General features: G+C 71.7%; 22 protein-coding genes. 10 read left to right on the top strand and 12 right to left on the bottom strand.

Annotated features, from left to right (window positions below; translation table 11 throughout):
• Positions 1-41: 41 nt before the first annotated feature.
• Both ABIC29_RS14520 and ABIC29_RS14515 read right to left on the bottom strand, forming a co-directional pair.
• Positions 42-1580: an MmgE/PrpD family protein gene (locus ABIC29_RS14520; protein WP_116080300.1), complete on the bottom strand. Its 1539-nt coding sequence runs from the start codon at positions 1578-1580 to the stop codon at positions 42-44.
• A 9-nt stretch (positions 1581-1589) separates the two neighbouring features.
• The gene (locus tag ABIC29_RS14515; RefSeq protein ID WP_116080299.1) at positions 1590-2639 is read right to left on the bottom strand and encodes an enoyl-CoA hydratase/isomerase family protein; all 1050 of its coding nucleotides are present in this window, start codon (positions 2637-2639) and stop codon (positions 1590-1592) included.
• Positions 2640-2703: 64 nt separating this feature from the next.
• On the opposite strand from ABIC29_RS14515, the gene ABIC29_RS14510 reads away from it, so the two are divergent.
• Together ABIC29_RS14510 and trhO are read left to right on the top strand one after the other, a co-directional pair.
• Positions 2704-3342, top strand: coding sequence for a LysE family translocator (locus ABIC29_RS14510; protein ID WP_354246442.1), 639 nt, complete (start codon positions 2704-2706; stop codon positions 3340-3342).
• A 144-nt stretch (positions 3343-3486) separates the two neighbouring features.
• Entirely contained in the window at positions 3487-4431 is a 945-nt protein-coding gene (trhO, locus tag ABIC29_RS14505; RefSeq protein WP_116080297.1) for an oxygen-dependent tRNA uridine(34) hydroxylase TrhO, read from the top strand.
• A gap of 51 nt (positions 4432-4482) precedes the next feature.
• Here trhO and ABIC29_RS14500 read toward each other — a convergent pair whose 3' ends face one another.
• A complete protein-coding gene (locus ABIC29_RS14500; RefSeq protein ID WP_116080296.1) occupies positions 4483-5082 on the bottom strand; it encodes a TetR family transcriptional regulator in 600 nt (199 codons plus the stop codon).
• A 131-nt stretch (positions 5083-5213) separates the two neighbouring features.
• Between ABIC29_RS14500 and ABIC29_RS14495 the strand changes: the two genes are divergently transcribed.
• Positions 5214-6545 (top strand): FAD-dependent monooxygenase, encoded by a 1332-nt coding sequence (locus ABIC29_RS14495; protein WP_354246438.1) that lies wholly within the window; start codon positions 5214-5216, stop codon positions 6543-6545.
• A gap of 9 nt (positions 6546-6554) precedes the next feature.
• Here the strand turns inward: ABIC29_RS14495 and ABIC29_RS14490 are convergent, their stop codons facing one another.
• The 3 genes from ABIC29_RS14490 to ABIC29_RS14480 all read right to left on the bottom strand — a co-directional run bounded on the left by ABIC29_RS14490 (position 6555) and on the right by ABIC29_RS14480 (position 10837).
• Complete coding sequence (locus ABIC29_RS14490; protein ID WP_354246435.1) at positions 6555-8009, bottom strand: aminobutyraldehyde dehydrogenase; 1455 nt, start codon at positions 8007-8009, stop codon at positions 6555-6557.
• Between the two features lie 90 nt (positions 8010-8099).
• The gene (locus ABIC29_RS14485) at positions 8100-9518 is read right to left on the bottom strand and encodes an NAD(P)/FAD-dependent oxidoreductase (protein ID WP_354246432.1); all 1419 of its coding nucleotides are present in this window, start codon (positions 9516-9518) and stop codon (positions 8100-8102) included.
• Positions 9515-10837, bottom strand: coding sequence for a glycosyltransferase (locus tag ABIC29_RS14480; RefSeq protein ID WP_116080293.1), 1323 nt, complete (start codon positions 10835-10837; stop codon positions 9515-9517). Before ABIC29_RS14480 ends, ABIC29_RS14485 begins: the two co-directional genes overlap by 4 nt.
• A gap of 133 nt (positions 10838-10970) precedes the next feature.
• Between ABIC29_RS14480 and ABIC29_RS14475 the strand changes: the two genes are divergently transcribed.
• Positions 10971-11582 carry a TetR/AcrR family transcriptional regulator gene (locus ABIC29_RS14475; RefSeq protein ID WP_116080292.1) on the top strand — a complete coding sequence of 204 codons (612 nt, stop codon included), beginning with the start codon at positions 10971-10973 and terminating at the stop codon, positions 11580-11582.
• Here ABIC29_RS14475 and ABIC29_RS14470 read toward each other — a convergent pair.
• From ABIC29_RS14470 to ABIC29_RS14455, 4 genes are read right to left on the bottom strand one after another with little or no spacing between them, the layout of a single operon-like run.
• Positions 11561-12646, bottom strand: a complete 1086-nt coding sequence (locus ABIC29_RS14470; RefSeq protein ID WP_116080291.1) for an ABC transporter ATP-binding protein — start codon at positions 12644-12646, stop codon at positions 11561-11563. The two genes, ABIC29_RS14475 and ABIC29_RS14470, sit on opposite strands and share 22 nt — an antisense overlap.
• A complete protein-coding gene (locus ABIC29_RS14465) occupies positions 12643-13512 on the bottom strand; it encodes an ABC transporter permease (protein WP_199471191.1) in 870 nt (289 codons plus the stop codon). Before ABIC29_RS14465 ends, ABIC29_RS14470 begins: the two co-directional genes overlap by 4 nt.
• A complete protein-coding gene (locus ABIC29_RS14460; protein ID WP_199471187.1) occupies positions 13505-14407 on the bottom strand; it encodes an ABC transporter permease in 903 nt (300 codons plus the stop codon). The genes ABIC29_RS14465 and ABIC29_RS14460 overlap by 8 nt, the downstream gene beginning before the upstream one ends.
• Before the next feature lie 4 nt (positions 14408-14411).
• Entirely contained in the window at positions 14412-15503 is a 1092-nt protein-coding gene (locus ABIC29_RS14455) for a polyamine ABC transporter substrate-binding protein (protein WP_354246426.1), read from the bottom strand.
• A gap of 118 nt (positions 15504-15621) precedes the next feature.
• Here ABIC29_RS14455 and ABIC29_RS14450 point away from each other — a divergent pair, with 118 nt between their 5' ends.
• Together ABIC29_RS14450 and ABIC29_RS14445 are read left to right on the top strand one after the other, a co-directional pair.
• Positions 15622-16848 (top strand): hypothetical protein, encoded by a 1227-nt coding sequence (locus ABIC29_RS14450; RefSeq protein ID WP_116080289.1) that lies wholly within the window; start codon positions 15622-15624, stop codon positions 16846-16848.
• A complete protein-coding gene (locus tag ABIC29_RS14445) occupies positions 16812-17795 on the top strand; it encodes an SIS domain-containing protein (RefSeq protein ID WP_116080288.1) in 984 nt (327 codons plus the stop codon). The genes ABIC29_RS14450 and ABIC29_RS14445 overlap by 37 nt, the downstream gene beginning before the upstream one ends.
• 125 nt (positions 17796-17920) lie before the next feature.
• On the opposite strand, the gene ABIC29_RS14440 is transcribed toward ABIC29_RS14445, so the two are convergent.
• Both ABIC29_RS14440 and ABIC29_RS14435 read right to left on the bottom strand, forming a co-directional pair.
• Positions 17921-18490, bottom strand: a complete 570-nt coding sequence (locus ABIC29_RS14440) for a hypothetical protein (RefSeq protein ID WP_116080287.1) — start codon at positions 18488-18490, stop codon at positions 17921-17923.
• Positions 18487-19446, bottom strand: coding sequence for an LssY C-terminal domain-containing protein (locus tag ABIC29_RS14435; RefSeq protein WP_116080286.1), 960 nt, complete (start codon positions 19444-19446; stop codon positions 18487-18489). Before ABIC29_RS14435 ends, ABIC29_RS14440 begins: the two co-directional genes overlap by 4 nt.
• 41 nt (positions 19447-19487) lie before the next feature.
• Here ABIC29_RS14435 and ABIC29_RS14430 point away from each other — a divergent pair, with 41 nt between their 5' ends.
• From ABIC29_RS14430 to ABIC29_RS14415, 4 genes are all read left to right on the top strand, one after another.
• Positions 19488-20729, top strand: coding sequence for a cysteine desulfurase-like protein (locus tag ABIC29_RS14430; protein WP_116080285.1), 1242 nt, complete (start codon positions 19488-19490; stop codon positions 20727-20729).
• 135 nt (positions 20730-20864) lie between these two features.
• Positions 20865-21638, top strand: coding sequence for an isocitrate lyase/PEP mutase family protein (locus ABIC29_RS14425; protein ID WP_116080284.1), 774 nt, complete (start codon positions 20865-20867; stop codon positions 21636-21638).
• Between the two features lie 155 nt (positions 21639-21793).
• Positions 21794-22846, top strand: coding sequence for an ATP-binding cassette domain-containing protein (locus tag ABIC29_RS14420; RefSeq protein WP_116080283.1), 1053 nt, complete (start codon positions 21794-21796; stop codon positions 22844-22846).
• Between the two features lie 4 nt (positions 22847-22850).
• Entirely contained in the window at positions 22851-23669 is an 819-nt protein-coding gene (locus ABIC29_RS14415) for an ABC transporter permease (protein ID WP_354246419.1), read from the top strand.

Raw genomic sequence — 23669 nt, 5'->3', positions numbered from 1 at the left:
GGCGAGATCCGTCGCCGGATCCCGATGTCCGGATCCGCTGCCTAGAAGAGGCCGGTCGGGATCTCGACGCTGACGAGCGCACCGGGCGCCGCCGTGAGGGTGAGGCCGCCGAGCTCGTCGGGTCCGAGCTCGGGCAGGCGCTGCGCGAGGTCGAGGAACCGCTCGATCTCAGCCTCCTCGAGCACCCACTCCGCGAGCGTGCGGAACTTCTGCACGTACTGCTCGCGGGCGAACGGACGCGCGCCGAGCGGGTGCGCGTCGGCCACGGCGATCTCGTCGACGATCTCGCCGCCGTCGGCGAGCCGGATGACGACCCGGCCGCCGAACGCCTTCTCGGCGATGTCGTTCGAGTGGTACCTGCGGGTCCACTCGGCGTCCTCGACCGTGGAGACCTTCTTCCAGAGCCCGACCGTGTCGGCGCGGTGCGCGCGCTCGGGGTCGTACGACGTCTCGTGGTTGAACGCGCCGTCCTGCAGGGCGACCGTGAAGATGTACGGGATCGAGTGGTCGAGCGTCTCGCGCGAGGCGTCGGGGTCGTACTTCTGCGGGTCGTTGGCACCCGAGCCGATGACGTAGTGCGTGTGGTGCGAGGTGTGCAGCGTGATCGACTCGATGCGCTCGGGGTCGTCGAGGATCAGCGGGTACTCCTCGTGGAGCTTGCGCGCCAGGTCGATCCACGCCTGGGCCTGGTACTCGGCCGAGTGCTCCTTCGTGTACGAGTCGAGGATCGCGCGCTTGGCCTCGCCGACCTCGGGCAGCGGCACCTCGTAGGTGGCCTCCGGCCCGCCGAGGAGCCAGGCGATCACGCCGTCCTCGCCCTCGTAGATCGGCACGGGGCTGGTCTCGCCGCGCATCGCGCGGTCGACCGCCTCGACGGCCATCTTGCCCGCGAACGCGGGGGCGTGCGCCTTCCACGTCGAGATCTCGCCCTTGCGGGACTGCCGCGTGGCGGTCGTCGTGTGCAGGGCCTGGCCGATGGCCTGGAAGATCGTCTCCTGGTCGAGGCCGAGCAGGGTGCCGATGCCGGCGGCGGCCGACGGGCCGAGGTGCGCGACGTGGTCGATCTTGTGCTCGTGCAAGGAGATCGCCTTCACGAGGTCGATCTGGATCTCGTAGCCCGTCGCGATGCCGCGCACGACGTCGCGCCCGGTGAGGCCGCGGCCCGCGGCGAGGTGCTGCGCGACGGCGACGATCGGGGGGATGTTGTCGCCGGGGTGCGAGTACTCCGCCGCGAGGAACGTGTCGTGGAAGTCGAGTTCGCGGACGGCGACCCCGTTGGCCCACGCCGCCCACTCCGGGCTCGTGCGGCGCGCGGCATCCGCACCGAAGACGGTCGCGCCGTCGCCGCCGATCGAGACGGGGTGCGCGAGCGCCTGGCTGCGTGCCGAGACGACCGGGCGCCTGGCGAGGGATGCCGCGGCGACCGCTGCATTGTCGATGACGCGGTTGACGACCATGTCGACCACGTCGTCGTCGAGCTCGACGGGATCGATGGCGAGCCCCGCGAGCTGCCATGCGAGCTGGCCCTCACGTGCGAGGTTCTCGTCACTCCGGTGTGTGCGCAGGTGGTGGGTCTTCACCCTGCAACGCTATCCCGGCCACACCCGCCCGTATACCTGCGACGCGAGGACTCGGTCGAGGATTCCGGGTTCGACGTCGGCGAGCGCGGCCGGATCCCACCTCGGCGAGCGGTCCTTGTCGATGACCTGGGCCCGGATGCCCTCGTGCAGGTCGGGCTGCTCGATGAACCACGACACGAGCTGGTACTCCTGCTCGAGCGCGTCCTCGAGGCGGGGCAGCGTGCGCGCGCGCCGCACGGCATCGTGGGTCACGGCGAGGGCCGTCGGCGAGAGGGTCTCGAGCTCGTCTGCGGCGGCCGCCGCATCCGGCTCGGAGCGCGCGCGCAGGCGCTCGACGACCTCGGCGACCGTCGGCGCCGAGTAGCACGCGTCGACCCAGGCGCGGGTCGCGGCGAGCGCCGACGGGCCGGGTGTCTCGTCGAAGAGCATGACGATCTCGGCCGGGCTGCCGGGATCGGCGCGCTCGGCGAGCGCCTGCAGCAGGTGCGGGAGGCTCTCGGAGGGCACGAGGGCGTCGGCGAATCCGGCGTGGATCGCGTCGGCGGCATCCATGGTGCGGGAGTTGAGCGCGAGGTGCGCGCCGAGCTCGCCCGGCGCCTTGGCGAGCAGCCAGGTGCCGCCCACGTCGGGCGTGAAGCCGATGCGCGTCTCGGGCATCGCGATCCGCGAGCGCTCGGTCACGACGCGCACCGAGGCGTGTCCGGCGAGGCCGACGCCGCCGCCCATGGTGATGCCGTCCATGATCGCGACGACGGGCTTGGGGTAGCGTGCGATCGCCGCGTTCAGGCGGTACTCGGTGCGGAAGAACGTGCGGGCCTCCTCGGTGTGGCCCGCCGTGGCATATCCGTGCAGTTCGCGGATGTCGCCGCCCGCGCAGAAGCCGCGGTCGCCCGCCCCGTCGAGCACGACGACGGCGACCTCGCTGTCGCCTCGCCAGGCGTCGAACACCTCGGTGAGCGCGACGATCATGTCGTAGCTCAGCGCGTTCAGCGCCTTCGGACGATTCAGCGTGACGTGGCCGACACCGTCGGCGACGCTCGCGGAGATGTGCTCGCTCACGCCTGCCACCGTATCGCCCGCAGGCGGACGCTCGGTGAGCCGGCGAGCGGAGTAGCATCGCCGGATGGTCCCCCTCGAATCCCTCTGGGCGTTCGTCGTGGCATCGGTCGTGCTGATCGTGATCCCCGGCCCGAGCGTGCTGTTCGTCATCGGGCGCTCGCTCGCGCTCGGTCGCGTCGGCGGCCTGCTCAGCGTCGTCGGCAACGCGCTCGGCATGGTGCCGCTCGTCGCGGCCGTGGCGCTCGGCGTCGGCTCGATCGTCGCGCAGTCGGTCGTGCTGTTCACGATCATCAAGTTCGCGGGCGCGGCGTACCTCGTCTACCTCGGCGTGCAGGCCATCAGGCACCGGGCGGATGCCGCGGCATCCGTCGATCGCAGGGCCGCCCCGCGCTCGCACCGGCGCCAGCTGGGCGAGGGCTTCGTGGTCGGCGTCACGAACCCCAAGACGATCGCGTTCTTCGTGGCCGTGCTGCCGCAGTTCGTGTCGTTCGGCACCGGATCGATCCCGCTGCAGCTGTTCGAGCTCGGCGTGGTGTTCATCGTGCTCGCGCTCCTGTGCGACTCGGTGTGGGCGCTGGCGGCGAGCGCGGCCCGCGGCTGGTTCGCACGCTCGCCGAAGCGCATCGAGCACCTGTCGGCGACGGGCGGCGTCATGATGATCGGCCTCGGCGGCGTGCTGGCGTTCAGCGGCACCAAGCACTGAGGCGAACGAGCGCGAGACCTTTTCAGGACCACATCGGTCATGACCGCATATTGCGCGTATCGCCGCTGTGGTCCTGAAAAGGTGAGGCACCCGGGCAGGGAACGCACTCGGTCTGCTCCCGGCATCCGCTCGTAGAATCTCGGGGTGGCCCTCGCCAAAATCCTCCTCTACTACGCCTTCGCGCCCCTCGCCGACCCCGATGCCGTGCGCCTGTGGCAGCGCGACCTCGCCGACTCGCTCGGCCTGCGCGGGCGCATCCTGCTCTCGAAGGACGGCATCAACGGCACGCTCGGCGGCGAGATGGGCGCACTCAAGCGCTACGTGCGCAAGACCCGCGAATACCCGGCCTTCAAGCACATCGACTTCAAGTGGAGCGAGGGCACCGGGCTCGACGAGCAGGGCGCGACCCTCGACTTCCCGAAGCTCAGCGTCAAGGTGCGCGACGAGATCGTCTCGTTCGGCGCCCCGGGCGAACTGCAGGTCGACGACTCGGGCGTGGTCGGCGGGGGCACGCGACTCACGCCCGATGCGCTGCACGAGCTCGTCGCCGAGCGCGGCGACGACGTCGTCTTCTTCGACGGACGCAACGCCCTCGAGGCCGCCATCGGGCGATTCGCCGGCGCGATCGTGCCCGACGTCGAGACGACGCGCGACTTCGTCGATCTGCTCGACTCGGGCGAGTACGACGAGCTCAAGGGGCGCCCGGTCGTCACGTACTGCACGGGCGGCATCCGCTGCGAGGTGCTCTCGAGCCTCATGACGAGCCGCGGCTTCGGCGAGGTCTACCAACTCGAGGGCGGCATCGTGCGCTACGGCGAGCGCTACGGCGACGACGGCCTCTGGAACGGCTCGCTCTACGTGTTCGACGGGCGCGGCTCGATCGACTTCAGCGACCACGCGGCCGTCATCGGCACGTGCTCGGTGTGCGGCACGGCGACCAAGCGCACCGTCAACTGCACGGATGCCTCGTGCCGCACCCAGCTCGTGGTGTGCGAGTCGTGCGACACGGCCGAGTGCGCCGAGCACGCGGGTGCGGGCGTCCGGGCCGCGCCGGTCGCGCCGGTCGCGCCGGTCGCGCCGGTCGAGTAGCGAAGCGTATCGAGCCCGGCGCTGACGGGTCTCGAACCGGCGCCGGGGCGCCTACTCGTCCGACGTCGCCGACGTCGCCGACGTGCCCGCCGGCACCAGCGCCCTGACCGCCGATGCGAGCCGGTCGCCCGACGGGGTGCCCTCGGGGTTCAGGAGCCAGAGGATCGCGAGTCCCTGCACGAGCGCGAAGCTGAACTCCGAGAGTGCGCGCGCCCGGTCGGCGTCGAGGTCGGGGTGCGCCTGCTCGAACTCCTCGGCGATGCCCTCGTAGGCCCCCTCGACCGCAGCCTGCATCTGCCCGCGCCCCACGGGATCGCGCACGATGCGCAGCGTGTTCTCGAGGCTGGCGAGCAGGGCCTCGCGGTTCTCGGCGAAGACGGCGGGCATGCCGTTCCAGAGGCGGGCGAAGCCGTCGAGCGGCGCGTCGTCGGCACCGGCGCGGATGAGCTCGCCCATGCCGTCGCCGATGGCCGTGCCGAGCGCGTCGAGCAGCGCCTCGGTGATGAGCTGCTCCTTCGAGCCGAAGTGGTAGCCGATCGCGGCGAGGCTCACGCCCGCGGCCGCGGCGATGTCGCGCGCGGTGGCCTTGGCCACGCCCTGCTCCACGATCACCTTGCGAGCGCCGGCCAGGAGGTCTTCACGATTGCCCATGCCGACAGGTTAGCCGGATGTCTGAGACATATGTCCTAGACATTCGCGGCGAGCGGTGTTAGACATTCGTGTAAGACATATGTGCAAATCTCTCCGGCAACGGAACCGCGAATCGATCGAAAGGCCGTACCATGAGCACCGCACCGCGCATCCTGATCTCCGGCGGCGGCATCGCCGGCAACGCCCTCGCCCTGCAACTCGTGCGGGCCGGCATTCCGACCACGATCGTCGAGCGCGCTCGAGCCCCGCGCCCCGGCGGCCAGGCCGTCGACCTGCGCGGTGCCAGCCGCGAGGCCGCCGAACGCCTGGGCCTCATGCCGGGCGTCCGACGCCACCAGCTCGACGAGCGCGGCATGAGCTACGTCGACGGGCACGGCCGGGTCTACGGCCGCATGTCGATGGAGGACTTCGACGGCAAGGGCGCGATCGCCGAGATCGAGATCACGCGCGGCGACCTGAACGACGTGCTGCTCGACGCGCTGCGCGAGGCCGCGGCATCCGGAGGCCCTTCGAACTCGGTCGGCGCCGACGAGCGCCTGCTCGACCAGCGCTACGGCGAGCACCTCGTCGCCCTCGATCAGCAGGCCGACGGGGTCGACGCGACGTTCGCCTCGGGCCGCCGCGAACGCTACGACCTCGTCGTCGGTGCCGACGGCGTGCACTCCGCGACCCGGCGCCTCGCGTTCGGCCCGGAGGACCGATACGTCACGAACCTCGGCGGGTATGCCGCGTTCTTCACCATGCCGACCCCCGCCGACCTCGAGCCGGGCTGGTTCGCGATGCGCCTCGTGCCCGGCGCGATGTTCGGCATCCGGCCCGACGGCGATCCGGCGACCTCGAAGGCGATCATCAACGTGCGCACCGACCGCGACCCGGCACTCGGGGGCGATCCGGCGGCGCAGCGGGCGCTCATCCGCTACGCGATCGCGGACGGCGGATGGCACGCCACGCGCATCCTCGAGGCGATGGAACGCGCAGACGACTTCTACTTCGACGAGCTTGCACGGGTCGACATGCCGAGCCTGTCGAGCGGCCGCGTCGTGCTCATCGGCGACGCCGCGACCTGCGGTTCACCGCTCACGGGCATGGGCACGGCGATGGCGATCCTCGGCGCGTACCTGCTCGGCCTCGAGGTCATCGGGCTCGCGGGTGCCGCGGCCACCGCAGCCGGGTCGGGCGGCGGAGGCGGCGGCGGCCTCGGCGACCCGGTGGCGGTTGCCGCCGCCCTCGCCCGGTTCGAGGAGCAGCTCGCACCGCACGCCGAGCGGTCGCGGCAGATCCCCGGAGGCAGCCTCGCCGTCATGCTGCCCCGCACCAGGATCATGTCGGCGCTCGCACGCGTGAACGTGAAGCTCATGCTCTCGCGTCCGATGCGCCCAGTCGCGAAGAGGCTCTTCGCCGGCGACGCCGAGGACCTGCCGCTGCCCGCCGAGCAGACCGCGGCACCTCAGCCGGTCGAGTAGGCGCGATACTCAGGCCGGCCGGAAGCCCGTCGTCTCGGGCGGCGCCGCGTGCCGGATCATGAGGTGCCGGGTAACGGAGTAGTCGAGCAGCGGCTCCATCGACATGTCCTTGCCGAAGCCGGATCCCTTGACTCCGCCGTGCGGCGCCTCCGACGCGATCGGCAGGTGGTCGTTGACCCAGGTGACCCCGACGTCGAGCGACTGGCTGACGCGCAGGGCGCGCGAGACATCCGAGGTCCAGACCGACGACGCGAGCCCGTAGGCGTTGTCGTTCGCGAGCGCGATGCCCTCGGCCTCGCCGTCGAAGGGCAGCACGACGAGCACGGGCCCGAAGACCTCGCCCTGCACGATCTCCGACGACTGCGCGGCGCCGACGAGCAGCGTCGGCGCGAAGTACGAGCCGACGCGGTCGATGGCGTGGCCGCCGACGAGCGCCTCGGCCCCCTCGGCGACGGCGCGCGAGACGAAGCCCTCGACGCGCGTGCGGTGCGCGGGCGAGATCAGCGGGCCGATGTGCGTCTCGGCGTCCATCGGGTCGCCGGCCTTGATCTGCGAGATCGCGTGACGGAGGGCCGCCACGCCGTCGTCGTACACCGAGCGCTCGAGGTAGACGCGGGTCGCAGCCGTGCAGTCCTGGCCGGTGTTGTAGGTCGCGCCGAGTGCGACGGCGTGGGCCATGGCGCCCAGGTCGGCGTCCGTGAAGACGATCACGGGGGCCTTGCCGCCGAGCTCGAGGTGCACGCGCTTCACGCCCTCGACGGCGCCGCGCATGACGGCCTTGCCGGTCTGCGTGGAGCCCGTGACGCTGACCATGTCGACCTCGCGGTGAGTCACGAGCGCCTGGCCGACCTCGGCATCGCCCGTCACGACGTTGAAGAGTCCGGCGGGCAGTCCGGCCTCGAGCGCGAGCTCGGCGAAGCGCAGCGTGGTGCGCGGGGTCGCGGGCGCCGGCTTCACGATCACCGCGTTGCCCGCGGCGAGCGCCGGGCCGGCCTTCCAGATCGCCATGATGAGCGGGAAGTTCCAGGGCGTGATGCCCGCGACGACCCCGACCGGGCGGCGCGTGAGGATCGAGGTGTAGCCGTTCGAGAACGACCCGGCGCCCGTGCCGTCGAGCGAGCGGGCCGCGCCCGCGAAGAACCGCAGGTTGTCGACCCCGAACGGCAGTTCGCCGTCGAAGGCGGTGGTCCACGGCTTGCCGGAGTCCTCGACCTCGAGGCGGGCGAGGTTCTCGGCGTCCGCCTCGAGCGCGTCGGCGAGCTTCAGCAGTGCGAGCGAGCGCTCCCCCGGCGTCTTCGCCGCCCACTCGGGCTGCGCCGCCCGTGCCGCGGCGGCGGCCTCGTCGACATCCGCGATGCCCGAGGTCGTGAAGGCCGCGACCTCCTGCTCGGTCGCCGGGTTGGTGATGACGGCGTCGCCGCCCGAACCGGCGCGGTACTCGCCGATGAACGTGCCGGTGGTCATGAGGTGGTTCCTTTCGTGTGACGGATGCCGCGTCACGGTCGTGCTGGGTCGAGTGGCGTGTGCCGGGTGAGCGGCTCGGGTTCGCGGTCGCTACGAGTTGAAGCCGAGGCCGAAGTGGTCGAGGGTGCGCAGCCAGAGGTTGCGCCGGCCCTCGTGCGCGTCGGCGCTGAGGATCGAGTGCCGCGTGAACTGGATGATGGGATTGCGGAACGGCTCGGGCGGCACGGGGAACGGCCGCTTGCGCACGATGTCGTACCGCAGCCGCGACGTGGGTTCGCCGGCCAGCAGGTCGAGTGCGACATCCGCCGAGAACCTCGACGCGCCGACCCCGAGGCCGGTGTGCCCGACCGCGTAGGCGACGCGCCCGCCGAGCGCGGTGCCGTAGGCGGCCGTGAAGCGCGTGGTCGAGTCGATCGGCCCGGCCCAGCGGTTCGCGAACCGGAGCCCCGCGAGCTGCGGGAAGGTCTCGAAGAAGTGCCGGGCGAGCAGTTCGTGCGAGCTGTCGCGCTGCTCGAGGCTCGCGTCGACCTTGCCGCCGAAGTAGTAGACGGCGTCCCATCCGCCGAAGAGGATTCGCCCGTCGGCGGTGGGCCGGTAGTAGTGGAACTGGTTGCCCGCGTCGGTGAGCCCCTGGCCCTCGCCCCAGCCGATCGAGGCGCGCTGCGCGTCGGTGAGCGGCTCGGTCATGAGCACGTGGTCGTAGAGCGGCATGATGTAGTTCCCGAGCCGCTTGAGCGGACCGGGGTACGCCGCGGTCGCGACGACGACGTCGCGCGTGTCGACGTGGCCGCGCGCGGTCGAGACCCGCACACGCGCGCCGCGACGGGCGAGCCCGGTGACGGCGGATGCCTCGAAGACCCGCACCCCGCGGCGCTCGAGCTCGGCGGCCATGCCCCACGCGAGCTTCGCGGGGTCGACGAGCACCGTGCCGGTGCGGTCGCGGAGCCCGCCGAGGTAGGTCGGCGAGTGCACGTCGGACTGCACCTCGTCGCGCGTGAGCAGCTCGAGGTCGACGCCGTACTTCTCGCCGAGCGCCTGCGCGCTGCGCAGCCCGTCGACCTGCCACGGCTCGATGGCGAGCGTGGTCTTGCCGGCGCGGCGCAGGTCGCAGTCGATGCCGGCGCCCTCGAGGGCGGCGATGAGCCCGGCGAGGTTGCGATCGCCCTCCTCCTGCATCACCGCGACCTGCTTCGGCCAGATCGCCTCGCCGTGCGTGAGGCCGTGCGTGAGCGAGGCCGCGACGAAGCCGCCGTTGCGTCCGGTCGCGCCGTGCGCGATGCGCTCGGCCTCGAGGATCACGACCGCTCGGCCCGGGTCGCGCTCGGTCGCCTGCCAGGCGGTCCAGAGTCCGGTGAAGCCGCCGCCGACGATGACGAGGTCGGCCTCGTGGGTTCCGTCGACGCGCGGGCGAGCGGCTGGGGATTCGGCGCGGTCGAGCCAGTACGCGGTGGGCGATGCGTCGCGCAGCGCCTCGGCCGCGGCATCCGTCGCCAGCTGAGCCCGGCTCACACGCGCTCCCGGGCGCCGACGCGCTCGATGGCGTCGGCGGCCGCCGAGACGCCGTCCTTCGAGCGGATGTCGGCGCCGACGGCGGCGATGCGCTCGCGCAGGTCGGTGTCGCCGAGCAGCCCGGTCACCGCGTCCTGCAGCTCCTGCGCGGTGAAGCCGTAGGTGCTGAGGCGGATGCCGTAGCCCTGCTCGTGCACGCGCTGGGCGTTGTCGTACTGGTCCCAGAACAGCGGCAGGAGGATCATCGGCTTGCCGAAGTGCAGGGCCTCGGTCGTGGTGTTGTTGCCGCCGTGGGTGATCACGAGGTCCACGAGCGGCAAGATCTTCGTCTGCGGAAGGAACTCGGCCCCCCACATGTGGTCGGCGAGCTCGAACTCCTCGTGCAGCGGCCCCTTCGAGACGATGACGTTGACGGGCAGGTCGGCGAGCACCGAGATGACGCGGCGCATGAGCTCGACGTCGGCGCTGCCGAGCGAGCCGAGGCTGAAGTAGACGAGCGGGCGGCTGCCGTCGGTGAACGACGCGGGCAGGTCGGCGGGCGCCTGCTCGGTCTCGCGCACCGAGGAGTCGAGGCGGGTCCAGCTCTCGTCGAGCGGGCGCTCGGCGGTGTAGTCGAGCACCTCGGGATAGACGTAGAGGTTCGCGTCGCCGGTGTGGATGAACTCGAGGTCGGGCAGCGCGGGCGCGCCCTGCTCCTGGACCCACGCGTTGTACGACTCCCAGAGGGGGCGGTGGGTGCGCTCGTACTCGGCGCGGAAGTCGGCCCAGCCCTCGTGGTCGTCCTTGCCGAGGCCCGAGAACACGGGGGCGATGTGCTCGCCCGGAACCTCGAGCGGGTTGCAGCTCGTGATGCGCACGAACGGCACCCCTGCGGTGACCAGTGCCGGGAACGCGATGACGTTGTCCTCGATGATGACGTCGGGCTGCACGCGCTCGATGATCGCCTTCAGCTGCGGTTCGCAGTACTTCGCGCCGTTCGCGAGCTCCTCCCAGATGGGCAGGGTGACGGTCTCGAGCTGCTCGGCCGTGGTCTTGCGGAACTCGGGCGAGATGGACTGGATGTACTCCTTCCAGAACGCCCCGGCATCCTGCTCGGCCTCGCCCTCGACCTCGCCCTCGACCGGTTCGGCCGCGGGCGCGAGGTCGACGAGGTCCTCCTCGAAGCCCAGCGCGACGAGCTTGCCCTGCCACGAGCGCTCGGCGGCGAACACGACGCGGTGCCCGCGCTTGAGGAGCTCGTTGCCGATGCCGATGCAGTTGTTCGTCGGGCCGTACGCGCTCTCGGGCATGAAGAGGTAGGTGCGACGTTCCTCGGTCATCGGGTCTCCGTTCGTGGATTTATTGAATGTTGCTATAGAGAATCTGGTCGGTCAAGACCTATATGGAAAGTGGGTGATACGGCCTAAGATTCAGTGACAATGCAGACAATCTGTCTGCCAGGAGAGGAGCCAGATGGCCAGGCCGAAGCGGCAGGAGGAACGCCGCAGCCAGCTGGTCGCGGCGGCCCAGCGGGCGATCGCGGCGCACGGCCCCGACGGGGCGCGGCTCAACCGCGTCGCTGAAGAGGCGGGCCTCACCTCTGGTGCGGTGCTCTACTACTACCCCGACATCGACGAGCTCATGTTCGAGGCCAACCGCGCCGGAATGGAGCGGTTCTACGAGGGGCGCGTGCGCATGCTCGAAGGGCTGCCCGACGACCCCGTGCAGCGCCTGCTCGCGCTCGCGAAGTCGGGCCTGCCGAGCGGCCCGGGCGACACCGAGGTGCGACTGCTCTGCGAGCTGGGCGGCTCGGCCGGCCGCAACCCGCTCATGGCGTCGCTGCTGACGACGCTCTTCGACCGCCAGGTCGGCATGTACCAGGTCGTGCTCGAACAGGGCGCCGCGCGCGGCATCTTCACGCTCGCGCAGCCCTCGCTCGTGATCGCACGCAACCTCGTGGCCCTCGAAGACGCCTACGGCTACCGCATCATCGCCGAGCACCCGACGATCGACCACGCTGCCGCCCTCGAGCTCATCGTGGCCAACGCGAGGCTCGCCACAGGTCATGCGCTGACCGCCTCCTGAACGGATGCCGCGGCGTCGGCCGCGTCGCGCGCGACCACCGACGTGCGGCCGAAGCGCACCCCGACGGACTCGCCGCGAGCGAGCCGGCTCGCGCCGTGGACGGTCGCGAGGACCGGCGCCGGGAGCCCATCGACCTCGACCGAGATGGTGGATGCCCCGCCGAGGAAGTACGTGTCGATGACCGTTCCGCGCAGCGGGGTCGTCGCGGCATCCGTCAGCTCGAGGTCCTCGGGTCGCACCACCGCGGTCGCCTGCGCACCGACGGGCATGGCGTGCGCCGCCGGGACGACACCGAGGCCCGGCACGTCGACGCCGTCGGCCGTGGTCGTGCCGTCCAGCAGGTTCGCCGAGCCGATGAACGAGGCGACGAAGCGCGACGCCGGGTTCGCGTAGAGCTCCTGCGGGGTCGCGAGCTGCTCGAGGCGCCCGTCGCGGAGCACCGCGATGCGGTCGGCCATCGACATGGCCTCCTCCTGGTCGTGGGTGACGACCACGAACGTGAGGCCGACCTCGTGCTGCAGGCGCTTCAGCTCGAGCTGCATCGAGGCGCGCACCTGGCGGTCGAGCGCCGAGAGCGGCTCGTCGAGCAGCAGCAGGCGCGGGCGCTTGACGATCGCGCGGGCGAGCGCGACGCGCTGGCGCTGGCCGCCCGACAGCTGCGACGGACGGCGCTTGGCGAGCGGCCCGAGCCCGACGACCTCGACGACCTCGGCGACGCGACGCGCGATCTCGGCGCGGCCGAGCCCCTCGGCCTCGAGCCCGTAGCCGATGTTCTTCTCGACGCTCATGTGCGGGAACAGCGCATAGCTCTGGAACATCATGTTCACGGGGCGCTTGTGCGGCGGCATCCGGAGCAGGTCCTGTCCGTCGACCTCGATGCGGCCGGAGGCCGGGGTCTCGAAGCCCGCGATCGAGCGCAGCAGGGTGGTCTTGCCGCACCCCGACGGGCCGAGCAGCGCGAAGAACTCGTTGTCGCCGATGTCGAGCGAGACGTCGTGCAGCGCGACCGTGTCGCCGTAGACGGCGCGCACGCCGTCGACCCGGAGCAGAGGGGCAGAGGTCATTTCGGGGATCCAGTCAGTCGGGTCAGGCGCTGCGCCGCGATGACGGTCACGACGCTCACGAGCAGGAGGAGGGAGGCGAGGGCGTTGACCTCGGGGGTCACCCCGAAGCGCACCATCGAGTAGATGACGATCGGCAGGGTCGGCTGCGTGGGCGCGGTCGTGAAGAACGCGATGACGAACTCGTCGAGCGAGAGCGTGAACGCGAGCAGGGCGCCCGCGACGATGCCGGGGGCGAGCTGGGGCAGCGTGACCCGCAAGAACGTGCGCACCGGGCCCGCACCGAGGTCGCGCGAGGCCTCCTCGAGGCTGGGGTCGAGGCTCGCCATGCGCGCGAGCACGATCGCGGTGACGAACGCGGTCGCGAACACGGCGTGGGCGAGGATCACCGAGTGCAGCCCGAGCGTGATGCCGAGCAGCGAGAACAGGGTGAGCAGGCCGATGCCGAGCAGGAGGTCGGGCAGGATCGCCGGCGCGATCGCGAACGCCCGCACGAACCCGCCGCGCGTGTAGTGCTGGATGCCGTACGCGAGCAGCGTGCCGAGCACGGTCGCGATCGCGGTCGCACCGGTCGCGACGATGATCGTGTTGCCGAGCCCCTGCATGAGCGCCCCGTCGGCGAACACCTCCGGGTACCAGCGCAGCGAGAAGCCCCGCCAGACGAAGAGGTTCTCGGAGTCGTTGAAGCTCATGATCACGACGATGAGGATCGGCAGGTAGAGGAACACGTACCCGAGCCAGAGCGGGATCAGGATGCCGCGGGGCCGGCGCACCGCGCGCGGCGTCGCCGACGGCTCGAGCTCGCGCATCGCGGTCGTGGTCGGGTTGGCGGGAGCTGCGACATCCGCTCGGGTGGTCGGCTCAGCCACGGCGGGGCCCTTCGGTGACGCGGCGCGAGACCGCGGACTGCAGCACGATCACGAGCACGAGGATGATGGTCAGCAGCAGCGCGAGCGTCGCCCCGAAGGGCCAGTCGCGGGCCTCGAAGAACTGGTCGCGCACGAGGTTGCCGACCATGATCGTCTTGCCGCCGCCGATGAGCTCGGGGATGACGAAGTTCGACATCGCCGGCACGAAGACGAAGACGCATCCGGTCAGCGCCCCGGGGAGCGAAAGCGGCAGCGTGACCGTGCGGAATGCGCGCCACGGGTTCGCGCCGAGGTTCGTCGCCGCCTCGCGGAGCGACGGGTCGAGCTGCTGGAGCGAGGCGTAGAGCGGCAGCACCATGAGCGGCAGGTACATGTAGAGCAGGCCGACGACGATCGCCTGCGGGGTGTAGAGCATGCTGATCGGCTCGTCGGTGAGGCCGAGGCCCTGCAGGGCCTGGTTCACCCAGCCGGCGTTGTTCAGGAGCAGGATCCACGCATAGGTGCGCACGAGGAAGTTCGTCCAGAACGGCAGCACGACCGCGATGAGGGCGATCGTGCGCCATTTCGGCGAGAGCCCCGCGATCGCGTACGCCATCGGATAGCCGATCGCGAGCGCGAGCAGCGTGACGACGAGTGCCATGCCGATCGACTGCAGGATCACGCCGAGGTACAGCGGCTCGGCGAGCTTGATCCAGTTGTCGAAGGTGAACTCGAACACGAGGCCGCCGAAGCGACCGCGCTTGAAGAACGTGTAGAAGGCGAGCAGCCCCACCGGGATCGCCATGAAGACGATGAGGAACAGCATCCCCGGTGCGAGGAACGGAACTGGGGCGAGCCCCCGGCGCACGCGGGTCGCGCGCACGCCGGGGGTCGTCTGGTGGGGCGTCGAGGTCACGGCGTCAGTTCGTCGCCAGGACTTCGGAGTTGAGGTCGACGTACTTCAGCGAGTCCTCGCCGAGGTCGACGATGACCTCCTGCTCGAAGAGCTCGTCGACCGTGATGCCGAGCGTCGGGTACGACTCGATGAGCGCCGGGTCGAGCGCCTCCATGGCGGCCTGGTTCGGCACCTTGTAGAGGATGTTCTCGGCGACCCAGGTCTGCACCTCGGGGTCGAGGATGTAGTTGATGAAGGCCATCGCGGCCTCCTTGTTCTTCGACGACTCGAGCACCGTCATGGTGTCGACCCAGAGGTCGGCGCCCTCGTCGGGCACGACGAACTCGATCGTGGGGTCTTCGGCGATGCCGTAGTTGCACCAGCCGTCCCAGGCCTCGACCATCGCGGCCTCGCCGGAGACGAGCTTGGAGTAGAACGTCGTGTCGTCGTAGGCGAGCAGCGTGGGCTTCGTCTTCAGCAGCTGGTCCTTCGCCTCGGCGAGCTCGTCGTCGTCGGTCGTGTTCAGCGAGTGGCCCGCGGCCTTGAGCGCCGGCATCGCGAGCCAGCGGTCGGTCGACAGCATGGTCGTCTTGCCCTCGAGCTCGGGCTTCGGGTTCAGCAGGTCGTTCCACGACGTGGGCGCGAAGCCCGTGAGGTCGGGGCGGTAGCAGAGGCCCGTCGTGCCCCACGCGTACGGCTCGGAGTAGACGTTGCCCTCGTCGTAGTCGAGCTCGAGCGCCTCGGGGTAGAGGTTCGACTCGTTCGGGATGAGCGACTTGTCGAGTTCGGCGAGCAGGCCCTGCTCGCCGAGCGCCTGCGCGTACTGGCCGGAGACGAAGGCCACGTCGATGCCGGAGTCGGCGCTCGCGGTGAGCTTGGCGACGATGTCCTCGTTCGTGGTGTGGTTCACGATCGTCGTCTTGACGCCGGTCGCCTCCTCGAACTGCTCGGCGAGGTCCTCGGGGTAGTAGTCCGACCAGATCGAGACGGTGAGCGTCTGCTCGGAGATGTCGGCGGACGGATCGGCCTCTCCGCCACCGGTGGAGCAGGATGTTGCGGCGAGTGCGACGGCGATGGTGCCGGCCGCGACGGCGACGATGCGTCGTGTGGTGGGCATGCTGTTCCTCCTGGGGCGTCGAAAGGTTGAGCGATTGTTGCACCGGCACTGAAGAAACCGCAATGGATGTGCGGACATACTGGCGAGGAGTTTGCACAATAGTTACAATCCGAATTCAATGAACTCATTCGACGGCCCCCATCCGGTCGTCGACGGACGCACGATGTCCGTCGACGGCGACGGCCGCGTGCTCGTCGACGGCCGGCGCCCGGAGGCGGGCGACGGCGTGGCCCGCGCGATCGCCGCACTCGCGGTCGACGGCCTCGCCGCCGATGCGCCGGAGCGCGGCATCGCCGTCGACCAGACGAACACCTCGGTGATCGTCGACGACCGGTTCGTCGTGAAGGTCGTCGGGCGCTGGGCGGCGGCCGACCGCGCCGGGCACCTGCTCGAACGACTCGCCGCGGCCGGGTCCGACGACGTGGCCCGCCTGCACGGGCGCGTCGGCTGGCGGCATCCCGAGCTCGGCGAGTCCACGCTCGCGATCGTGACCGAATACCTGCCTGGCGCCGAGGACGGCTGGACCTGGGCGGTCGACGACGTCGTCGCGGTCGTCGAGGGCGACGGCACCGGCTCCGTCCGCGGCACCGGCTCCGGCGTCGGCTCCGCCGCCCGCTCCGACCCGACCTGGCCGGCCGCGCTCGGCACGAAGGTCGCGCGCATCCACGACGTGCTCGGCGCCGACGCGGTGCCCAGCGGGGCGGATGCCGCATCCGCACGCCGCGACCGCGCCGCCGATGCGCTGGCCAGGGCGGTGGCCGCGGGCGACGGGCCGACCGGAACCCGCCTGGGCAACCGCCGCGAGGCGCTCGCGCGCGACATCCGCTCGCTCGAAGGCACCTCGCCCGGGCTCGAGTTCCCCATCCACGGCGACCTGCACCTCGGGCAGGTGCTCGCCTCGCCCGATGCCGGCGCCCCTGACGGCCGGCGCTACACGGTCATCGACTTCGACGGCGATCCGCAGCTCGACGCAACAGACCGCGAGCGAGCGGATGCCGCGGCTCGCGACGTCGCCCACCTGCTCGTCTCGCTCGACCTCGTCGCCGCCGTCGCGCAGAAGCGCCTGCGCCGGCCCGACGCCCGCGCGTGGAGCTGGGCCGACCGCGCCCGCGCCGACCTGCTCGCGGCCTATCGCGCCGAGCTCGCGCGCGCCGAGCTCTTCGACCCGGCACTGCTGCCCGGCTTCGAGGCCGAGCAGCTCGCCGCCGAGCTGCACTACGCCGACCGCTTCCTGCCGCCGTGGCGCTACGCGCCCGACGCCGCGATCACGCACCGTTACGCTTCGACGAACGAGACCCCGGAGGACCCGTGGACACCGCCGCCTTTCGAGCCGACCTCGACCTGATCCCCTCGACGCTCGAGCGGCTCGCCGACGCCCTCGACGCCGGACTCCCCGGACTCGAACGACTGCCGATGCTCGGCGCGTCGCGCGTGCTCGTGCTCGGCATGGGGTCGAGCCGATACGCGGCCGACGTCGTCGCCCGGCGCTATCGCAGCGTCGGCGCGAACGTCGTCGTCGAGCTCGCGAGCGCCGACCTGCTGCCACCCGCCGCACCCGACCTCGCGGTGGTCGCGGTCTCGGCGACCGGAGGCAGCGTCGAGGTGCTCCGCGCCGTCGAGCGCTACCGCGGCACCGGGCGGCTCGTCGCGGTCACGAACCGTCCAGAGTCCGAGCTCGGGCGCCTCGCCGACGTCGTCGTGCCGTTGCTCGCCGGGGTCGAGGCATCCGGGGTGGCCTGCCGCACGTTCCGCGCGACGTTCGTCGTGCTCGACGCGGTGCTCGAGGAACTGCTCGGCACGGCGCCCGCCGACCGCTTCGATGCCGCAGCCGTGCGCGCCGCGGCATCCGCCAACGCGACCTTGCTCGGCACGGTCGACGACTGGATGCCGCCGCTCGCCGACCTGCTCGCGGGCCCCATGGGCACGTGGGCGCTGGCGCCGGCCGAGCGGGCCTCGAGCGCGCAGCAGTCGGCGCTCATGCTGCGCGAGGTGCCGCGCCGCAGCGCCTTCGCGTCGGAGACCGGCGACTGGTCGCACGTCGACGTGTACCTGACGAAGACGCAGGACTACCGCGCCCTCGTGTTCGCCGGGTCGGCGTGGGACGCGCAGGCGCTCGATTGGATGGCGCAGCGCGGCTCGCGGTTCGCATCGGTCGGACGCGAATTGCCGGGCGCCGAGCAGGTGATCCGGTTCGCGGGCGACGCCGACGACTCGGTCGCCGTGCTCGCCGAGCTGCTCGTCGCCGAGCTCGTCGCCGACCACTGGCTGCGCGCCGCCTCGCCCGCCGAGTAGACCCGGCCGCCCCGCGGGAGGACATCACCCCGACGGGAGGACGTTTCTCACGGAAGCCTCCTCCCCCGCGGCCGATCTCCTCCCGCGAGAGTGCCCGATCGTTCGGCTGACGCGGCGCGGCGACACTACTCGGCGGGGCGCGGCAGGCCCGTGCGACGCTGCCGGCGGCGCGTGCGCGGCCGCCGGGCGTAGGCGCGGGCCGCGCGGCTCGAGAGCGCGAGCATCACGAGGATGTCGAGCGAGAGGGTCAGCAGCGTCGTGCGGATCGTGATGTCCTCCCCGCCGGCGAAGTAGTCGATCGCCGCGACCGTGATGCTGAGCGAGGTGAACGTCATCACGAGCAGGCGGGCGACGTTGCCGCCGCGGTACACGGCGATGCCGAAGCCGACCACGACGAGCAGCCCGATGCCGCCGGCCACGAGGATCCCGATGAGCACGACGTTGAGGGTGTGGTCCTCTTCGCTGCCGGGCACCACGGCGAGGCCCGCCTCGTCGTACACGACCTGGCGCCACGTGATCGCGAGCACGACGAGCCAGACCACGCCCGCGAGCACGCGCAGCATCACGAGGATCGCGCCGAGGGTCGTCGCCGCCGGCCGCGGCATCGTCGGCGGCGCCTGCACGGGCTGGGCGAGCAGCACCGGCGGCTCGTACGCCGAGCGCTTGCGCGGCTCGCGGTCGGGCCCTTGGCTCACGAGGCCTCCCCCGGGGTCGCGACGGCGGTGGCCGCGGCATCCGGAACCGCGTCGAGTTCGAGCACGGGCAGGTCGCCGTCGGTCCTGATCGAGTCGCCGCCGCCATTGCGGGAGTGGTACCCGCTGGAGAAGTCCCTGAGCACCTCGACGCGAGCGCCGACACCCGCCGCGAGCACGCTCGCCACGATGTGGTCGCGCTCGACGTCGGTGTCGGCGTCGATCTTGTGCGTGACCTGCAGCGTGAACAGCGAGAAGCCGACCGCGCGGTCGAAGGTGCCGGCCGCGAGCCAGTCGACGCGCCGTCCGCCGGGCAGCAGCCAGCCGTCGGGCGTGCGCCAGAATCGCACGTGGTGGCGGCGTGCCGGGTTGCCCTCGACCTCCTGCTGGTAGGCGAAATCCTGCTGCCTACCGAAGAGGAACAACGGGCTGACCGGGGCTTCGTCGTAGCTCCGGCGGGTGAGCGTCGACGTGATGATGCGTCGGCTCGAGGCGAGCGTGACGTCGTCGGCCCTGGTCCATCCCGCGGCGGCCATCGCGTCGTGCAGGTCGGCCGCCGTGCCGTCGAGCGCGAGGTTGACCGGGTCGCCGAGCAGGCCGTCGCTCGTGCGCGTGCGCCCCATGAAGTAGTCGGGCACGTAGATGGTCGTGAGGATCCGGTGCAGGCGCGGCAGCACGAGGTACGCGAGCACGAGCCAGAAGATCACGAAGAACGCGATGCCCCACCAGCCGAGCGTGAACGACTCGGTCAGCAGCAGCCAGGCGAGCCACACCGCGGCGATCCCCGCGTAGACGAAGAAGAAGCCGTCGAGCACGGCGTTGAACGACACTCGGCGCGTGCGCGTCGGGGCCTCCAACTCTTCAGGCGGAGCGGCGGGCGGCGCGGCGGGCGGCGCGGCCGTCGACCCTGCCGGCGGCTCGGCCGTCGGCAGGGATGTCTCGGAGCCCTCCCCGCTCATGACTGCATGGTATCCGGGCCGTCGCGTCCTATGCTCGCCGCATGGCCTACGACGTCGCGAGCATCCGATCCGGTTTCCCGTCGCTCGAGAGCGGATGGGCGCAGTTCGACGGGCCGGGCGGCACGCAGACGCCGCGGGCCGTTGGCGACGCCGTGGCATCCGTGCTCACCGGGCCGCTGTCGAACCGTGGCACGGTCGGCGTCTCCGAGGAGCGCGCCGAGGCGGCGGTGCACGGGTTCCGGCTCGCGATGGCCGACTTCGCGAACGCCCACCCGCGCGGCATCGTGCACGGGCGCAGCGCCACCCAGCTCACCTACGACTTCTCGCACCACCTGTCGAAGGGGTGGCGGGCCGGCGACGAGGTGATCGTCACGAGCCTCGACCACGACTCGAACATCCGCCCGTGGGTGCAGGCCGCCGAGCGCGTCGGCGCGACCGTGCGATGGGCCGAGTTCGATCCCGCGACGGGCGAACTCCCGGTCGAGGCCGTCACCACGCTCATCGGCGAGCGCACGCGACTCATCGCGGTCACGGCTGCGTCGAATCTCATCGGCACGATGCCGGATGTCGCGGCCATCGCCGCAGCAGCCCACGCCACCGGCGCGCTCGTCTGGGTCGACGGCGTGCACGCCGGCGCCCACGAACTGCCCGACCTCGACGCGCTCGGGGCGGACTTCCTCACGTGCTCGCCGTACAAGTTCCTGGGGCCGCACTGCGGCGTGCTCGTCTCCCGGCCCGAGCTGCTCGAGACGATCGCGCCCGACAAGCTGCTGCCCGCGACGCAGGTCGTGCCCGAGCGGTTCGAGTTCGGCACGCTGCCCTACGAGCTGCTCGCCGGGGTCACGGCCGCGGTCGACGTCCTCGCAGGTCTCGCAACCACGGCGCACGATGGAACGCAGACGACGGATGCCGCGCACTCGCGCCGCACGCGGCTGCAGGCCTCGTATGAGGCGCTCCACGAGCACGAGGAGCGGTTGCGGCTGCGACTCGAGGCCGCCCTCGGCGAGCTGCCCGGCGTGACGCTGCACTCGCGGGCGGCCCGCCGCACCCCGACGCTGCTGCTCACCTTCGCCGGCCACGAGGCATCCGCCGTCACGGAGCGGCTCGCCGCGGGCCGGGTGCTCGCGCCGAGCAGCAACTTCTACGCGCTGGAGGCGTCGCGCCGGCTCGGCCTCGGCGATGCAGGCGGGCTCCGCGTGGGGCTCGCGCCGTACACCGACGACGACGACGTGGATCGGCTGCTCGCCGGGCTCGCCGAGGTGCTCGGCACGCCGGTCGAGTAGCGCAGCGCATCGAGACCAGCGCACGTGGTCTCGATACGGCGCTGCGCGCCTCCTCGACCGGCGAGAGGTCGCGGGTTCCGAACCTGATCCTGCCCGGGCGGCCACCGGCGCGCGCGGCGACCATACGCTGGAGGCATGACGATCGCCGAACGTGCCACCGAACTCCGCCGCCTGCACACCGCCCCCGAACTCCTCCAGGTGGTGAACGTCTGGGATGTCGTCTCGGCGCGCGCCGTCGCCGCCCTGCCAGGCACCAAGGCCCTCGCGACCGCGGGCCACTCGATCGCCGCGACCTTCGGGTACCCCGACGGCGAGCAGATCCCGCTCGACCTCATGCTCGACATGGTCGGCCGCATCGCCCGTGCCGTCGACGTGCCCGTGAGCGCCGACCTCGACGCCGGCTTCGGCGATGCGGGCGAGACCGTGCGACGCGCGATCGGCGAGGGCGTCGTCGGGGCGAACCTCGAAGACCGGCTGAAGCCGCTCGACGAGTCGGTCGCGGCCGTGAGCGCCGCGGTCGCCGCCGCAGAAGCCGAGGGCGTGCCGTTCGCGCTGAACGCGCGCACCGACGCCTTCGTCCGCGGGGGCGAGCGCTCGCTCGAGGCCAACGTCGCCGACGCGATCGAACGCGGGCGCGCGTTCCTCGACGCCGGCGCGACGAGCGTGTTCGTGCCCGGCATCTTCGGAGAAGACGTGGTGCGGCAGCTCGTCGCCGGCATCGGCGAGCTGAAGGTCGCGCTCATCGGCCTGCCCGGCGTTCCGGCCCCCGAGCGACTGCAGGAGCTCGGCGTCGCTCGCCTCTCGTACGGCCCGACGACGCAGCGCGTCGCGCTCGGTGCGCTGCAGGACCTCGCGACCGACCTCTACCTCGGTGGCGTACTGCCCGACGGCATCCGACCGCTCAACTGAGCGCCGAGACATCCGCGGGATCTCGCGAATCCCCCGCGTGACGGATGCCGCGCGCGGCCCGCGCTCGCTAGGGTGAGCGGAAGGCGACTCGTCGCCCGGGCCGTGCGGGGGTGCGGCCTGCGCGGCCCGTACGCCCCCGGCCACGAGGAGAGCGCATGAACAGCGGCATCCCCATCGAGATCACGGGGCTCAGCAAGCACTTCGGCAGCGTCACCGCCGTCGAGGACCTCAGCTTCACGGTGCAACCGGGCCGGGTCACCGGATTCCTCGGCCCGAACGGCGCCGGCAAGACGACGACGCTGCGCGTGCTCCTCGGCCTCGTGAAGGCCTCGAGCGGCACGGCCACGTTCGGCGGAACCCCGTACCACCAGCTCAAGCGCCCGCTCGAGACGGTCGGCGCCGCGCTCGATGCGAGCTTCCACCCCGGCCGCACCGCCCGAAACCACCTCAGGGTCACGGCGACCGCGGCCGGCATCCCGTCGTCGCGTGTTCCGATCGTGCTCGAGCAGGTCGGGCTCGCCGAGTTCGCCGACCGTCGCGTCGGCGGCTACTCCCTCGGCATGCGCCAGCGCCTGGCCCTCGCGTTCACGCTGCTCGGGGATCCGTCGGTGTTCGTGCTCGACGAGCCGATCAACGGCCTCGACCCCGAGGGCATCAAGTGGATCCGCATGTTCCTGCAGCGCCTGGCGCAGGACGGCCGCACGGTGCTCGTGAGCTCCCACCTGCTGAGCGAGGTGCAGCAGAGCGTCGACGACGTCGTGATCATCTCGCGGGGGCGGCTCGCCAAGACCGGCACGCTCTCGAGCCTCGAGCTCGAGTCGGCGCCGCGAACGATCGCCGACTCCCCCGACCGGCCGAGGCTCTCGGCGGCGCTCGCGCAGGCGGGCCTGGAGTTCACCGAGGGGCGCAACGGCTTCATCGTGGCCGAGCCCGACCCCGGACTCGTCGGGCACGCGGCCTTCGTCGGCGGCGTCGAGCTCAAGTCGCTGTACCGCCTCAAGTCGGGCCTCGAGGAGTCGTTCCTCGCGCTCGTGAGCGGCGAGGTCGACCACGTCGAACTCGTGTCGGAGGCGCCGGGCGCCGCAGAGACGCCCGACACGGCCGCTGCCGAGCCCGCCGCATCCGCGGAACCGCACGATGCCGCGGAACCCGGCCCGCCCGACCTCCCCGACGCGCCCGAGGCGCCCGCCGACGGAGCGAAGGGGTGATGGCATGATCCGCGCACTCGGCTCCGAGTTCCAGAAGGTCTTCACCACCCGGATGTGGTGGCTGCTCACGCTGCTGCTCGTGCTCTACGTGGCGTTCCTGGCGGGCGGCTTCGGCGCCTTCCTCGGCTGGGCCACCGACAATCCGGATGCCGCGGCCGGCGCCTCGACGACGCCGCTGCCGACCGACGGCCTCGCCCCGCTCGTCTACAGCTTCGCGTCGTCGATCGGCTACGTGTTCCCGGTGCTCTTCGGCGCGCTCGCGGTCACGACCGAGTTCCGGCACAAGACGCTGACGCCGACGTTCCTCGTGCTGCCGCACCGCGCCACCGTGCTGTGGGCGAAGTACCTGTCGCAGCTGCTGTTCGGCGCGGCGCTCGGAGTGGTCGCGTTCGCGACCTCGGTCGGAGCCGGTGCGGGGGCGTTGTCGGCGTTCGGCATCGACACGGCGCTGGACTCCAGCGACACGTGGGCGCTGATCGGTCGCGGCGTGCTCGCGATGGCGCTGTGGGGCACGATCGGCGTCGGCCTCGGCTCGCTCGTCACCAACCAGGTCGCCGCGATCGTCATCGTGATCGCGTTCACGCAGTTCGTCGAGCCGATCCTCCGCCTCGCGGCCTCGCTCAACGACGTGACGGCGAGCATCGGCAAGTTCCTGCCGGGGGCGGCGAGCGACGCCCTGGTCGGCGCCTCGTTCTACAGCGTGGCCTCGGTCGGCGCGACGGACGTGCTGGAGTGGTGGCAGGGCGGCCTGGTGCTGCTCGGCATCGGACTCGTCACGACGCTCCTCGGCGGGCTGACGACGTGGCGGAGGGACGTGTCGTAG

Origin of the sequence: Agromyces sp. PvR057 (genome assembly GCF_040547485.1) — a bacterium.
GTDB lineage: Bacteria > Actinomycetota > Actinomycetes > Actinomycetales > Microbacteriaceae > Agromyces.
This window is presented reverse-complemented; position numbering and strand designations above follow the sequence as displayed.